Annotated in this window: 18 protein-coding genes; 7 read left to right on the forward strand and 11 right to left on the reverse strand. The window is 40.7% G+C overall.

Annotation, left to right across the window (positions count from 1 at the left end; all coding sequences use genetic code 11):
• Positions 1-129: 129 nt before the first annotated feature.
• The 5 genes from AC3KZC_RS14110 to yacG all read left to right on the forward strand — a co-directional run bounded on the left by AC3KZC_RS14110 (position 130) and on the right by yacG (position 5300).
• Entirely contained in the window at positions 130-1368 is a 1239-nt protein-coding gene (locus AC3KZC_RS14110) for a type II secretion system F family protein (RefSeq protein WP_490576989.1), read from the forward strand.
• A gap of 22 nt (positions 1369-1390) precedes the next feature.
• Positions 1391-2293: a prepilin peptidase gene (locus tag AC3KZC_RS14115; protein ID WP_490577114.1), complete on the forward strand. Its 903-nt coding sequence runs from the start codon at positions 1391-1393 to the stop codon at positions 2291-2293.
• 35 nt (positions 2294-2328) lie between these two features.
• Positions 2329-2946, forward strand: a complete 618-nt coding sequence (coaE, locus tag AC3KZC_RS14120) for a dephospho-CoA kinase (RefSeq protein WP_490576988.1) — start codon at positions 2329-2331, stop codon at positions 2944-2946.
• A 361-nt stretch (positions 2947-3307) separates the two neighbouring features.
• The gene (gene pilB / locus AC3KZC_RS14125) at positions 3308-4990 is read left to right on the forward strand and encodes a type IV-A pilus assembly ATPase PilB (RefSeq protein WP_490576987.1); all 1683 of its coding nucleotides are present in this window, start codon (positions 3308-3310) and stop codon (positions 4988-4990) included.
• Between the two features lie 70 nt (positions 4991-5060).
• The gene (yacG, locus tag AC3KZC_RS14130) at positions 5061-5300 is read left to right on the forward strand and encodes a DNA gyrase inhibitor YacG (protein ID WP_490576986.1); all 240 of its coding nucleotides are present in this window, start codon (positions 5061-5063) and stop codon (positions 5298-5300) included.
• Positions 5301-5413: 113 nt separating this feature from the next.
• Here the strand turns inward: yacG and AC3KZC_RS14135 are convergent, their stop codons facing one another.
• The 11 genes from AC3KZC_RS14135 to radC all read right to left on the reverse strand — a co-directional run bounded on the left by AC3KZC_RS14135 (position 5414) and on the right by radC (position 12956).
• Entirely contained in the window at positions 5414-6331 is a 918-nt protein-coding gene (locus AC3KZC_RS14135) for a histone deacetylase family protein (protein ID WP_490576985.1), read from the reverse strand.
• A 111-nt stretch (positions 6332-6442) separates the two neighbouring features.
• A complete protein-coding gene (locus AC3KZC_RS14140; RefSeq protein ID WP_490576984.1) occupies positions 6443-8002 on the reverse strand; it encodes a serine hydrolase in 1560 nt (519 codons plus the stop codon).
• Positions 8003-8041: 39 nt separating this feature from the next.
• Entirely contained in the window at positions 8042-8539 is a 498-nt protein-coding gene (locus tag AC3KZC_RS14145) for a gamma-glutamylcyclotransferase (protein WP_490576983.1), read from the reverse strand.
• On the reverse strand, positions 8536-9159 hold the full coding sequence (locus AC3KZC_RS14150) for a LysE family transporter (RefSeq protein WP_490576982.1): 624 nt from the start codon (positions 9157-9159) through the stop codon (positions 8536-8538). The genes AC3KZC_RS14145 and AC3KZC_RS14150 overlap by 4 nt, the downstream gene beginning before the upstream one ends.
• Positions 9159-9959: a hypothetical protein gene (locus AC3KZC_RS14155; RefSeq protein WP_490577113.1), complete on the reverse strand. Its 801-nt coding sequence runs from the start codon at positions 9957-9959 to the stop codon at positions 9159-9161. The genes AC3KZC_RS14150 and AC3KZC_RS14155 overlap by 1 nt, the downstream gene beginning before the upstream one ends.
• Before the next feature lie 13 nt (positions 9960-9972).
• Positions 9973-10458 carry a CreA family protein gene (locus tag AC3KZC_RS14160; RefSeq protein WP_490576981.1) on the reverse strand — a complete coding sequence of 162 codons (486 nt, stop codon included), beginning with the start codon at positions 10456-10458 and terminating at the stop codon, positions 9973-9975.
• Positions 10459-10595: 137 nt separating this feature from the next.
• Entirely contained in the window at positions 10596-11009 is a 414-nt protein-coding gene (locus AC3KZC_RS14165) for a hypothetical protein (protein WP_490576980.1), read from the reverse strand.
• Between the two features lie 148 nt (positions 11010-11157).
• Positions 11158-11313: a 50S ribosomal protein L33 gene (gene rpmG / locus AC3KZC_RS14170; protein ID WP_009838304.1), complete on the reverse strand. Its 156-nt coding sequence runs from the start codon at positions 11311-11313 to the stop codon at positions 11158-11160.
• A 12-nt stretch (positions 11314-11325) separates the two neighbouring features.
• Positions 11326-11562 carry a 50S ribosomal protein L28 gene (gene rpmB, locus AC3KZC_RS14175; protein ID WP_009838303.1) on the reverse strand — a complete coding sequence of 79 codons (237 nt, stop codon included), beginning with the start codon at positions 11560-11562 and terminating at the stop codon, positions 11326-11328.
• Positions 11563-11944: 382 nt separating this feature from the next.
• A complete protein-coding gene (locus AC3KZC_RS14180; RefSeq protein WP_490576979.1) occupies positions 11945-12145 on the reverse strand; it encodes a bacterioferritin-associated ferredoxin in 201 nt (66 codons plus the stop codon).
• A gap of 136 nt (positions 12146-12281) precedes the next feature.
• Positions 12282-12956, reverse strand: a complete 675-nt coding sequence (gene radC / locus AC3KZC_RS14185) for a RadC family protein (RefSeq protein ID WP_490576978.1) — start codon at positions 12954-12956, stop codon at positions 12282-12284.
• A 126-nt stretch (positions 12957-13082) separates the two neighbouring features.
• On the opposite strand from radC, the gene coaBC reads away from it, so the two are divergent.
• Positions 13083-14312, forward strand: a complete 1230-nt coding sequence (coaBC, locus tag AC3KZC_RS14190; protein ID WP_490577112.1) for a bifunctional phosphopantothenoylcysteine decarboxylase/phosphopantothenate--cysteine ligase CoaBC — start codon at positions 13083-13085, stop codon at positions 14310-14312.
• A 105-nt stretch (positions 14313-14417) separates the two neighbouring features.
• Positions 14418-15005, forward strand: a complete 588-nt coding sequence (gene slmA, locus AC3KZC_RS14195) for a nucleoid occlusion factor SlmA (protein ID WP_490576977.1) — start codon at positions 14418-14420, stop codon at positions 15003-15005.
• Positions 15006-15088 lie beyond the last annotated feature (83 nt).

The following is a 15088-nucleotide window of genomic DNA, read 5'->3' on the forward strand; positions in this document are numbered from 1 at the left end:
AAACAGGTTTAATAGCTGAAGATTCGAACGTCTTAATTAAATATAGCTTTAGCTATAGAATGTACGAACCAATACGAAGCTCAACTGAGATAACAAAAAGCAAAAGCGACTACGAGCAAGGATAGAATAATGGCGAAAAAAACAACAGCTACCAAAGCGCTTGATACTTATACTTGGGTAGGGGTGAATAGCCGCGGTAAAAAGCTTGAAGGCGAAATGAATGGCCAAAGTATTGCACTGGTGAAAGCGCAGCTACGCAAACAAAACATCACGCCATCAAAAGTAAAAAAGAAATCAAAACCACTGCTTGGGCTGTCATCAGAACCTAAAATTACCGCCAAAGACATTTGTGTGCTAACCCGCCAAATAGCCACCATGCTAATGGCTGGGGTACCCCTGATTCAAGCCATTGATATGATAGGGTCTGGTTCGGAGAAAAAAACCCTTCAGCGCTTAATTACCAAAATTGCCGATGAAGTAAAAGCGGGTAATCCGTTTTCTGATGCGCTGCGTAAACACCCAATCTTATTTGATGACTTGTATTGCGACTTAGTGGCATCGGGCGAGCAATCAGGTGCGCTTGATAATATTTTTGACCGCGTAGCCACCTATAAAGAAAAGTCTGAAGCGCTTAAATCTAAAATTAAAAAAGCCATGATTTATCCTATCGCTGTTTTATCAATAGCCTTTGTTGTTACTTGCATTCTTTTAATCTTTGTAGTGCCTCAATTTGAAACTGTTTTTGCTGGTTTTGGCGCCGAACTGCCTGCGTTTACCCAATTTGTAATAGGTATCTCAGAGTTTATGCAAAATTATTGGTGGGCTGTTTTTGGTGGCATGGCTGGCGGCTTTTATGCCTTTAGGCAAGCACATCGAGGCAGCAAAAATGTACGCGACAATACCGACCGCACCATTTTAAAACTCCCTATTATTGGCAAAATTTTAGATAAAGCAGCGGTTGCCCGTTACGCCCGTACTTTATCAACCACCTTTGCTGCAGGCGTACCCTTAGTTGATGCCCTTGATTCTGCCGCTGGCGCTTCAGGCAATGCGGTTTATCGCGAAGCGATTATAGAAATAAAAGCAGAGGTGAGTTCAGGTAACCAAATGAACTTTGCCATGAAAAACTCAAATATTTTCCCTGATATGGTGATTCAAATGGTCGCCATTGGTGAAGAATCGGGCGCCCTTGATGATATGCTGGCAAAAGTGGCCACCATTTACGAGCAAGAAGTCGATGACGCCGTTGATGGCCTTTCAACCTTATTAGAGCCTTTGATAATGGCAATTTTAGGGGTGTTAGTAGGTGGCTTAATTGTTGCCATGTACCTGCCTATATTTCAACTGGGTGCCATTGTTGGTGGATAGTGTAATAATGAATAGTTTAATGCTGCAAGAGCTCATAACACTTTACCAACAACATGCTTGGTTTTTTTATTTAACGGTTGCACTGGTATCACTTGCGGTAGGTAGCTTTTTAAATGTGGTGATCTATCGTTTACCTGTGATGATGCAAAATGAATGGCAAACTGATTGCCGCTTATTGTTAGAAAACGAGCTACCTAAAAATCAGCTTGGTGCAAACAATACCAACGAGCCACCAGCTATTTTTAACCTTGCTGTCCCTGCATCAACCTGCCCAAAATGCAACAATAAAATTAAAGCGTGGCAAAATATCCCGGTCATTAGCTGGCTGATATTGCGCGGCAAATGTGCGTGTTGCCAAAACCCAATATCAATCCGTTACCCAAGCATTGAATTACTCACTATGGTGGCAAGCTTAACCGTTGCCGCAGTGCTTGGCGTAACCGAGCAAACGGTGTTGTATCTTGCAATTACTTGGGCACTCATTGCCCTAATCTTTATTGATATTGACCACATGTTATTGCCTGACCAAATCACCTTACCGCTAGTATGGCTTGCCCTACTTGCATCGGTATTTGGCCTAACCATAGAACCCGCTCAGGCTGTTATTGGTGCGGCACTGGGCTATTTAAGCTTTTGGTCGGTTTATTGGCTGTTTAAACTCGCCACCGGTAAAGAAGGCATGGGCTATGGTGACTTTAAACTCATGGCGGTATTTGGTGCATTACTTGGTTGGCAAGCCCTACCGATGATTATTTTGCTGTCGAGTTTAGTAGGCGCTGTGATTGGTATTACGCTCCTTAGTATTCAAGGTAAAGACAAAGCCACGCCAATCCCTTTTGGCCCTTACATCGCTGTTGCAGGTTGGGTTGCAATACTTTGGGGCACTGAAATATCAAAGGCTTATTACAGCGTGATTTTAGCCTAATACTTAGCTTTTTTAACATCTGGAAATAATGAACAATGCCATCAAACCAAACCAAACTAAGCAAAAAAATTATTGGTTTAACCGGTGGCATTGGATCAGGTAAAACCGCCGTTGCAAATATGTTTGCCGCTCTGGGTATTGAATTAGTTGATGCCGATATTGTTGCCCGTGAAGTCGTTGCTATTGGTAGCCCAGCACTTGCAGCAATTAAACAATACTTTGGCGAGGATTTTTTAAACCAAGATGGTAGCCTAAATAGATCAAAATTACGTGAACGAGTTTTTTCAGAACCCAATGATAAGTTATGGCTCAATAATTTATTGCACCCACTTATTCGCAGCGAAATGTTAATTCAGTTACACCAAGCAAACAGCCCGTATGTGTTATTGGTTGCGCCCCTGCTGTTTGAAAATAAACTCAACGAGCTTTGCGACCATAACTTATTGGTTGATGTACCGGTTGAAACTCAACTACAACGTACCAGCGAACGCGATAATTGCACCTTAGAGTTAGTGCAAAACATCATTGCAGCGCAGATGCCTCGAGCGCAAAAACAAGCGTTAGCAGATCACACCATTGATAACTCTTTGACGTTAGACCACACAAAGCAACAAGTAATCGCCTTACACCAAAAACTGCTCGCCCTATTCTAAATATCATTGCCTAACAGCAAGCTTGCTTGCGAAAACGATATGTCATAAACGTTATTTTGGCTTTAAACCTTACCAGCAAACTGTCACCTTCGAAATAATACCAATCACGATAAGTAAGTGATCAAAAATAGCGTAGGAAAAACGCTTGAGAACAAGGCAGATTTTTTCGATAAGTAGTTATTCTACAATCAAAAAATCTAACGAAGTTATCGAGTGTTTTAACAAGCTAGGGTGATCAGTTATTTATTACGATTGGTATAAACCCTAAGCCTCGCATACGCCGAATCAAAAATACAATCACACTTGCAATATCTGTGTTCTCAGTAACACTTACTATATCAATCAATTGGATAGTGCCAGTATGAATTTAAACTCCCCTTTAATTCGAAAATTTATCAGCTTAGGGTATATAAAACCTGAAGATGTAAACAATAAGGGGCTAAGCAGTACCTCAGTGATTGAGCTTATTACCAGCAGTTCCGAATTCACCACAAAAACATTTGCCGCCAAATGCAGCGAGTTATTTAAAGTCCCTTTATTTGATTTAACCAGCTTTGACCCGCAGCACATTCCCACTGAATTAATAAACGAAAGCTTGATCCGTAAACATCATATTTTACCGATGAGCAAACGTAACCGAACGCTTTTTTTAGCCACCGCTGACCCAACTGATTTTGATGCGTTTGAAAACTTTGAGTTTAATACCGGCTTACAAACCGAAGTCGTTGTAGTTGATTTTGCCGAGCTTGAGAAAAAGATTGATCAATTACTTGATAATTCATCAGGTTTAAACCTTAGCGATGAAGAGTTTAAAGAATTTAGTGATGTTGAAATTGACACATCCGAAGGCACAAAAGATAACGATGTAGCCGATGAAAAAGAAGATGCGCCCATCATCGTTTATATCAATAAAATTTTAATGGATGCCATCCGTAAAGGCGCATCAGATTTACACTTTGAACCCTATGAATTTACCTATCGAATTCGCTTTCGCATTGACGGTATTTTGCATGAAGTTGCTGCGCCGCCTCAAGCACTAGCAACGCGTATTTCAGCGCGGGTAAAAGTTATGGCCCGCCTTGATATTGCCGAAAAACGCAAACCACAAGATGGCCGTATCAAACTCAAAATCACTAAAAAGAAAAGCATCGATTTTCGGGTTTCGACCCTGCCCACTCTTTGGGGTGAAAAAATTGTAATGCGGATCTTAGATTCATCAAGCGCCATGCTCGGCATTGATGTACTGGGTTATGAAGCCGAACAAAAAGAGTTGTATTTAAATGCCCTTGCCCAACCTCAAGGCATGATTTTAGTAACAGGCCCTACGGGGTCAGGTAAAACGGTTTCGCTTTATACTGGTTTGAATATTTTAAATAAACCTGAGCGCAATATTTCAACCGCAGAAGATCCGGTTGAGATCAATTTAGTAGGCATTAATCAGGTGCAAATTAATGCCCGTGCCGATATGACCTTTGCCAATGCGCTGCGTGCTTTTTTACGTCAAGATCCTGATGTTGTAATGGTTGGGGAAATTCGCGACCTCGAAACCGCTGAAATATCGATTAAAGCGGCCCAAACAGGCCATCTAGTGCTTTCAACCTTACATACTAACTCTGCCCCTGAAACGCTCACTCGCTTGCTTAACATGGGCGTACCAGCGTATAACGTGGCAAGTTCAGTTACTCTTATCATCGCACAGCGCTTAGCTAGGCGCTTATGTAGTCACTGCAAACAACCCGAACAATTACCTGAGCAAGAGCTAATTCGACAAGGTTTCTCTGAACAACAAAGTAAAGAGCTCACTCTATTTAAAGCAAATGGTTGCGAGCTTTGCACTGAAGGCTATAAAGGTCGTGTGGGTATTTATGAGGTAATGCAAATTACTCCAGAAATCGCTCAAATTATTATGCGCGGTGGTAATTCGCTCGAAATTGCGCAAAAGTCCAAAGAGCAAGGCTTTAATAATTTACGCTTATCAGGCCTGCGAAAAGCAGCTAAAGGAGTCACTAGCTTGGCTGAAATTAATCGTGTTACTAGTTTCTAGCTCACTCAAGACTTGCATCAAGTAAGTGAGCAGTTAAACTAGCGCCATTATTATTGTTGAGACAAAACTAATGAGCACCATTGTAAATTGCCCAACGTGTAAAAAAGACGTTATTTGGGGGCCCGATGCGCCTTTTCGCCCTTTTTGCTCGAAACAATGCCAATTAATTGATTTAGGCGAATGGGCAGATGAAAACCATAAAATTGTCACGCAAAGCGGTAACGATCAAAAAGTAACCCCTGATATGATTGAAGACATTGAAGCGATGCTGGCACAGGCCGAAAGTGAAGCTGGATTTTTTAAAGAGTAATACTTTGCTATTTGCATCGTATTTAAATTAAAAATCAAAGCGAATAAAAAGCCAATCACTTTATAATCGGATTGGCTTTTTTAGTTATGCTGGATCAGCAAGTTCAACATGGTTTAAGCATGGGCAAATGCCTTTAAATGCTCGGTAACACTTCGCCCCAACGACGATAAGTCATAACCACCTTCTAACATCGAAATAATCCCCTTACTTTGACAGGCTTGCGCAAGCGCAATAACTTGCTCTGTAAACCACACATAATCAGCTTCAACAAAACCAAGCCCACCCATATCATCTTCTAAATGCGCATCAAAGCCGGCACTAATAAAAATCAGCTCTGGATTAAACTCTGCCAGCTTAGGTAACCATAACTCTGTGATAAGTTGCTTTAATTGCACCGCACCTTGGCCTGCCGACATGGGTGAATTAATAATGTGATTATTACTTTCAACAGCGGTATTAGGGTAAAAAGGGTGTTGAAATAACGAGCAAAACAACACGCTTTCATCATTAAGAAAAATATCTTGAGTGCCATTTCCGTGATGAACATCAATATCTAAAATCGCAATACGCTTAATGCCCTGTGTTTGGGCATATTTAACGGCAATCGCAACATTGTTAACAACACAAAAACCTGACGAGCTGTCTTGATTGGCATGATGCCCAGGTGGCCTAATGGCACAAAATGCGGCGTCTAATTGCCCTGCCAATATTTCGTCCACAGCTAAAATTCCTGCACCAACAGCTCGCTCTATCGCCAAAAAGCTCTCAGGGCACAACCAAGTATCACCATCTAAATCGGCCAAGCCTTCTTGCGGTAACGTTGCTAAAATATGTGCAATATGGCTTTCGCTATGCGCTAATCCTATTTGTTCTAACGTCGCTTTAGGCGCAAGTTTATGTGCAATAGTGACATCCACCCCTGAAGCAACCAGCCTATCTTGAATTGCATCTAATCGCTGCGGGCACTCTGGGTGATCAGCAATCATTTTATGTTTTCGACAAGCAGGATGGGCAATAATGGCTGTTCGCATAAAAGTACCAAATGAAGTTACAAGTTCACAATAATCGTGCAAGAAAGAAAGTAGAGTAGCAAAGCAAGCGTTTGACTGCTTTGCTACTTTGGTCGATTTTAAAGCGATTGCTTATTTATCAGCAGGTTGTTTAACTGGTTTTAGTAATAGATTATGAAAATCGAAGCTAAAATCAGTCACATCAGGTGCAACAGCGTGCATTGTGGCACTTTCAACCACATTATTACCTTTCACGTTAAATTCAATATAGGCATCGGCTTCAAGTAACTTTTCATCCCAGCGCACCACAAATGTATTGCCATTGTAATGCTCTAAAACACCCTTAAGTCGTTTGGTATGGGTAAAGTCAATTCTTAAGGTCTTAGCCTGTTCGGTAATGTTGATATTACCATACCAGGCATCGCGATAATTATTGGCATAAACGTTATTAGGTAGGGCTGCTTGTTTGTCTGTCACTTTAGCAAGTGCTTGCGTTTTATAGGCTTTTTCTTTGCCCTCAAAATGCTTTGTTGCTAAATCTTCAACCCAGTCTTTATCTTCTAGCCCTAAGGCATCTTCGAGTATTTCATGGCTGATTGCCGACAGAGCACCAAATGCTTGCTGGTTTGATAAAATAACAATACCGAGCTCTTTTTCAGGTAACAGGGTAACTTGGGACACCATACCTAAAATACCACCGCCATGGGACATTTTTTTATAACCTTGGTAATCTTCGATACTCCAACCTAAACCATAACCTCTAAATTGCTGACGATAAGCGTCAAACGCTTTGCTCGATGCTTTACTTGTAATATGTAAATGCCACATTTCTTGTTGTGACTTTTCGCTAAAAAGCGCTTCACCATTAGGCAATTTGCCTTCGTTAAGCTGCAAACGTAACCAATGGCTCATATCAGCAACACTCGATGCTATCGCACCTGCACCACGAAAATCTTCTAAGTAATTAACAAAAAATGGGGTTAACTTGCCATTCATTGGTATATGGCCTGTAGCCCAATTATCATTACTTTTTGGAATGCGTGAAAAGCCCGCTTTTGAATAGCTCATTTCAAGCGGCGCTAATATTTTTTGCTCAATAAAATCATTCCAAGAGATGCCTGATACTCGAGCAATCACTTCACCTGCTGCGACAAACATCAAATTGTTGTAAGCATATTGGCTGCGAAAACTTGAATCTGGCTCTAAATATTGTAAACCAGCTAGAATGTCACTCACTTCTTTATCGGTATCAGGCCAAATCATTAAATCACCAGCACCTAAACCCAAACCACTACGATGACTCAATAAATCACGAATTCGCATTTCACGGGTCACATAAGGGTCGGCCAAGCGAAATTCTGGTAAATGATCAATAACTCTATCATCCCAGCTCAGTTTTCCTTGCTCAATCAACATGGCTAATGCAGCGCTAGTAAAAGCTTTGGTATTGGATGCAATGCCAAATAGCGTGTCTTTGGTGACCGCTTTTTTAGTATCTAAATGGCTCACCCCAAATCCTTTGGCCAAGACAACTTTATCATTTTCGACAATAGCAACGGCCATTCCGGGCACATCAAAACGCGCCATCGAAGCATTGATAATTTGTTCTATTTTGGCTGTATCAACGGCTGCAAGTGATGAAAATGACACAATACTCAAGCCAATTGCGGCGGCTAACGAAGTTAATTTCATTAATTTCCCTTTTATATTTTTTATTTATTAGGCGAACAGTTATTTTTTATGGATTAAAAACTCACGATGAGAGCGCTCGAAGTCTAGATCAATCTGCGTGACTTGCTGGCAAATTTTAGCAATATAATACTCAGGGAGTTGCGCCTCTTTTGCACCAGCTATTACGTGCTCTAAATACCAATCATAAGGTAGTAACAGTGAGTCAGTCGTATTGGCAACATAGCAATAAGCTTCAAAATTTTGGCCATTTTGATCCGTGACCATTAGATCGCAAATAGAATAACGCGAGCCTTCTATGCCATCTAATATCGCTTTTTCTTCGGCGCTAAGTTGGTATAAAACGCCAAATAAAATATCGTTTTTATCGCCAGTATAATACGCATCACATTTGCCAGAGTTATCAAACCCCTTTTTATGATATGCCAACTGATAACCCGCTACACTCGCAACCCCAATGCGTTTTGCATTGGGTAATCTTGCCAGCAATCGGTTACTCGACATATTAGAACCATAAGCCAAGTTGTAATAAAACGTCATAATAAGACCACCCGCACAGCTAAAATTAATAATACTATGCCAATACCGCGATCAAACCAATGGCCGCTTTTTAAGAAAAATTGGCGTACTTGAGTTCTTGATAAAATTAACGACAAAAATGAAAACCAAACCCAGGTTGCCAGCGCCATATACACCCCATAACCCGCTTGCACTAGGCTTGGCGTATTCGGATCTATTACTAAGGTAAATAATGACAAAAAGAATAAAGTTGCTTTTGGATTAAGCGCATTGGTTAAAAATCCTTTTGAAAAAGAGCGACTCACCGGCTCATCGCTCAAATTAGCTGACATTTTTTGCACTTCCCCACTGGCAGGCTTTGCTTGTAATGCTTGAAATGCCATATACGCCAAATAGGCTGCAGCTAAATATTTAAGCCAATTAAATAAGGTTTCTGACTGAGCGATGATTAATGCGACCCCTAGCAAGCAATACGTCACATGCACCAAAATACCCAGCCCAACTCCAGCACTCGCAAATAAGGCATTGCGCCTGCCATAACTAATACTTTGCTTTAAAATAATCGCAAAATCAGGCCCAGGGCTTGCAACTGCAAAAAAATGCGCCAGAGCAATGAGAATAAATTCATCTAAATAAGCCATTACTTTCCTGCCTTATCAAGTAATGCTAATAAGATAGGCTCTGGGCTTGATGCGAGCCGCTCGGCCATTTGTTTCATCGCTTTTTTATATTGGCTGCGTAAATGTGGCTTAAGCTGAGCAGCCACTTTGTGTTTATCTGCACCTTTTAATGTACTCACTAACGCCAAACACATAATGTTTTCGGTTTCGGGCAGCGCAGCTTGGCGATTAGCATAAGGGTTATAACAAGAGCCACAGCCACCTCTAAATTGATAAGCGGTGTTTGATAGCATCACACCAAAACCTAAAAAGTGCGCCAATAAATCGGTCGCTTGAGGTAAAAATGCCTCACCACCAGGCGGTAAAACACCTTTTTGCTTAATTAAAATCATTGCCAATGCTTGAGCAAAACTAGCGACTAAATCTTGCGGCTGATTAATTTGTGCAGGATTAAATGAAATGGCGATTGGTTGTGTAACGGGTTGAACTAGTTGAGCAAATTGCCCACGGCTTTGACCTACAAATTTAAATACTGGAAAATGAGCCCCACTTAATTGCTGCGGAGCCACCAACTGCAATGGCCAGTGTTGCATGCCAGCAAAACCCACAACTTGATGAAATACTTGCTGAGCCATCGCTGAAATTGAGCTCACCTGCCCCGGAAAAAACTCATTGGTTGGCAATACAACTTGGCCATGCTCAATAAAATATTGGCCATCAAAATGCTCAAACGCCCAAATAAACGTATCAATAATCCACTGAGCTTCGTTATCAGGCAGTAGAGGCTTAGGTGTAAATTTTTCTTTTAATAACGCTAACATATTCATCTAATCACTATTTATTAATACCAGCTTCATGAGCTTGCGCCCATTGCCAAGCATCTGAATTATAAAGTGGCACGGTTGAGAGTGCATGATGATGACTACCGGTTGTTTCTTTGGTTGAGTAAGATAAATACATCAATGTCTTATGCTCTGAATCGTAAATTCTGCGCACTTTTAGCGTTTTAAATAAAATACTTTTTGACTCTTTAAACACAATTTCGCCATCTTTTGAGAAATCAATTTGAGCCATTTGCTCGGCTGTGATATGCCCTGTTTGTCGACACGCGATTGACATATCAGATGGGTCGGCAAAATCTAAATTTGCTTCAACATGGCTAATATGACAAGTCACACCGGGTAACTTAGGGTCGGTTTTAGCTTTAATAATCACATCTTTAGTTGTAAATAATCCTAAGCTCACTTTACCTGCATCGTCTGAACAAGCATTAAGTAATAACGCTGTAACGGCAATACCAAGTACTTTCATCTTTATCATCTTTCGACCCTTTATCTAAAAAGTGACATTCTTTTGGCATCATAAAGAGGAAAGGCCTTAAAAAGCAACCGCGTTGCGCTAATTAGACACAAGGAGGATGAAATGAGTCTACTCATTTTGCTAAAGTCGCCACTAAGTTAGCGGCTACTGGTACCATTTAGCGCTTCATGTAACGCTGTTGATGCTAACTGTAATGCCCCTTGCAAACTAGACACCATACTTTGTCGCTGCGCCATCAACGTCATTCTTTGCTCTTCACTCAGTTGAGTATTTTGTGCTATCTCAGCAAGCTCTTGTTTTAACTTAGCAAGCTCTTGTTTCAACTTTTTAATTTGCTCTAATATTCTTTGGATATGAGGCGGTACTTCGGGCTGCTCGTTTTGTTGTTCAGTTTTTGCTTTCAATTTACCTTCATCAGACAAAGTCAGCGTATCTGACTGCAAAACAGCTTCGCTATCTTGCAGCTCTGATTTGCCATGGTTATTTTGCCCTTGATTATTAGAACTGGTAATTTTAAGAGGGTGTGTATTGAAATGTTCTGTAATGTGCATATATTGCGACCTCATCCTTGATAAGTCTTTATATCGGCAAATAAAAAGAAGCCTTAAACTATTTATTCCTAATTCAGGAAATTAATCATTATATTTTAAGCAAAAAAAAACCTAGCCGAAGCTAGGTTTTCTTTCAAAGAAAAATCAATTACTTGATTTTAGCTTCTTTGAAAAGAACGTGTTGACGGATTTTTGGATCAAACTTTTTGATCTCCATTTTTTCCGGCATAGTACGCTTGTTTTTGTCGGTAGTGTAGAAATAACCAGTACCAGCAGTAGAAACTAAACGGATTTTATCACGCATGACTCAATCTCCTTAAATTTTTTCGCCACGAGCACGGATTTCGGTAAGAACCGCATCAATGCCTTTTTTATCAATAATACGCATACCTTTAGTAGTAAGACGTAGTTTAACGAAACGGTTTTCGCTTTCAACCCAAAAACGGTGAGTTTGTAGGTTAGGTAGGAAACGACGTTTAGTTGCATTTAGTGCGTGTGAACGATTGTTACCAACCGCTGGACGCTTACCTGTAACTTGACATACTTTAGACATGTCTATATATCTCCAAAAACTTTGCTCGAGCTAGATTTCCCTTAGGCTTTAAACGTATTTTGCCCCGAGATAAATCGAAGGGCGCTCTTTATATAGCAAATACAGGAAAAGATCAAGGAAAGAGATCTATCGACGCTCATATGTGTAAATTTGATAGCGGCCAATTATAGTGATCCAATTGCCGAAGTGAAAGCAAAAACTGCAGTTAATTTAAACTAATTTACAAAAAAGAGTAAAAATTGCTGTTAGGCTAGTTTTTAAGGTCATTTTCATGCTTAAAAAAACAGCACCTAGGTTTTTGTTCTCATTTGAAGTAAGCTTAAACTTCAAAATACTTTACTTAGCAGTGAATTTTATTTATCAACAGCCATAAAAAAAGTGGCTATGCCACTTCTCTTTGCAACTGAAAACTAATTTTGACCTGTTGCGCTTCCATTAATACTTGTTGGGCATGGCAAACGCATTTTCCGCATTGGCTACCTACACCTAAACAATGTCGTAATTGTCGCATTGACTCAACACCCTCAACAACTGCTTGGGTGATTTTTTTGTCAGTGACTGCGTGGCAAATACAAACGTACATTTAGGTTCTCTGCAAGATTAATATCTGAGATTAATTTTAGTCTAAATGACAATCATTTTCAATAAGATTAACATCTACAAATTCAGGATATTACAAATAAAGCATTTTTAGTTTCATTTTTGTATGTTTATTAGACTTACAATAAGCCTCGTTCCGCAAAAGAAACAACTTGATTTCCTCCTACAATTAAATGGTCTAAAACAGATACATCAATTAAGGCGAGTGCTTGAATAAGCTTTCGGGTAATAACCTGATCAGCCTGACTTGGTTCTGCCACACCTGATGGGTGATTGTGGGCAAATATCACTGCATTGGCGTTTATTTTAAGGACTTCTTTCACCACTTCTCTTGGGTAAACAGCGGCAGAATTGATAGTGCCGTAGAACAGAATTTTTTGACTAATGAGCCTATTTTGGTTATCTAAAAACAACACCATAAAGACTTCTTGCTGACGGTTTTTTAACTCTAACGCCAAGTAATCGCGTACATGTGTCGGTGAGTTAAATACGGTATCGCGCTGACAAGATTCGTGTAAAAAACGTTTACTCAGTTCAAGTACGGCTTGTAATTGGGCATATTTTGCCGACCCAAGCCCCTTCACTTGGCTAAATTCTAATAACGAGGCACTAAAAAGCTGATTGAGTGAATGATGCGTATTTAGCACGTGTTCGGCCAATTCAATGGCATTCATTCCTGGAATACCAGTGCGCAAGAATATAGCTAATAGTTCAGCATCACTAAGCGCTTGAGGGCCTAATTTAAGTAGTTTTTCTCGCGGTCGAAGGTCTGCCGCCATTTGAGTGATTTGCATAATTCCATCCTTGGTGATTGCACTTAACTTAAATTGTAGTGATAAATTTGCTTGCTGTCGCAAGCAAACGTAATATTGCAGCACACAACTTCAGTACGCGGTTTGCTAATCCGCAATCACTCTACAGTGAGTCAATGTATGGCCAACAAAAAAATCTTACTTGCTATCTCAGGAGGCATTGCTGCCTATAAATGTGCTGAATTAGTGCGCCGTTTAAAAGACCATGGTCACGATATAAAAGTGGTTATGACGCAATCTGCGCAAGCATTTATTACCCCACTGACAATGCAAGCGGTGTCAGGTCAGCCGGTTTCTGATAGCTTGCTTGACCCAAGTGCCGAAGCTGCCATGGGCCATATTGAATTGGCTAAATGGGCAGACCTTATTTTAGTCGCACCAGCAACAGCGAATATCATCGCCAAAATGAGCCAAGGCATGGCTGATGATTTACTTACCACCTTATTGCTGGCGACACCTAGTTTAGTTGCTGTTGCACCAGCCATGAATCAGCAAATGTACGCGCATGCTGCGACGCAAAGCAACTTATCGACGCTTGCGACTCGGGGGGTTAATATTTGGGGCCCTGCCAGTGGCGTGCAAGCCTGTGGCGATGTCGGCGCCGGAAGAATGCTAGAGCCCGCTGAACTTGTTGTCTTATGTAACGATTTGCTCAACCGTCCTGCATTAATAAGCCATGCAGAACAATCCCTTTTTGCTGGGAAAACAATTACCATTACCGCAGGCCCAACCCGTGAAGCGCTTGATCCTGTGCGTTTTATTAGCAACCACAGCTCAGGTAAAATGGGTTATGCTCTTGCTGCGGCTGCAATGTCGCTAGGTGCTAAAGTCAATTTAATTTCAGGGCCTGTAACGTTAAAAACGCCTAATGGGGTAAATAAAATAGCGGTAGAAAGTGCGCTTGAAATGCACAAAGTCGCCTTATCTTTGGCGATAGAATCCGATATTTTTATTGGTTGTGCGGCTGTTGCCGATTATCGTGCTGCTGATATTCAAACTCAAAAAATAAAAAAGCAAGGCGACCAGCTGACGCTCACTTTAGTTAAAAACCCAGATATCATTGCAGATGTTGCAGCACTTAAATCACAACGACCATTTACCGTCGGTTTTGCCGCAGAAACACAAGATGTTGCACATTATGCCAAAGGAAAACTACGCAATAAAAATCTCGATTTGATCTGTGCAAATGATGTATCACAACAAGGTATTGGCTTTAATTCTGATCATAATGCTTTAACAATTTACTGGCAAAATGGTCAGTTAGATTTACCCACTCAAAGCAAAGAAACGTTAGCAATATCAATTATAAAGACAATATTCGAGCGACAAAACAACTAAGTTGATGCGTAAAACAAGGCTGGAAACCATGGCCAGAAACCATTACCATGCTGTGACAAAAAGCCAAAGCGCAAATACATAATTATAAGAAGTAAGGGATAAACCATGCCTGCAAATAAGCGTAGCAATCGTAAAGAGCAAATTTTACAAGCCTTAGCGCAAATGCTCGAAACCAGCCCAGGACAGAGGATCACCACAGCGAAACTTGCTGCTGAAGTGGGTGTTTCTGAAGCCGCGCTTTATCGTCATTTCCCAAGTAAAGCACGAATGTTTGAAGGCTTAATTGAGTTTATTGAAGATACGTTACTCTCGCGCATTAATATTATTTTAGATAACGAAAAAGATACTCAAGGCCGCATCTACAATATTTTAGGTTTACTGCTTACTTTTTCAGAAAAAAACCCCGGCATTACCCGAATTTTAACCGGTGATGCGCTGCAAGGTGAGCAAGAGCGCTTACGCGAACGCATTCAAAGTTTATTTGAAAAACTTGAAACCCAACTTAAGCAAGTACTGCGCGAACGCAAACTTCGAGAAGGTAAAACATTTAGCATTGAAGAAGCGCATTTGGCTAACTTATTACTGGCCTTTGTTGAGGGTCGAATGAATCAATTTGTACGCTCTGATTTTAAAATAAAACCAAGCCATCAATTTGAAAGCCAATGGTCAATGCTAGCACTGGCTTGGCAATAATCCAGACCTAAACGTGGCAAAGTGATTTGCCACTTCTTGACCGCCCCGCTTCATCGTAAATAATTGCCACTTATCGTTAATGT

The organism is Pseudoalteromonas sp. J2K-J031, assembly GCF_058197095.2.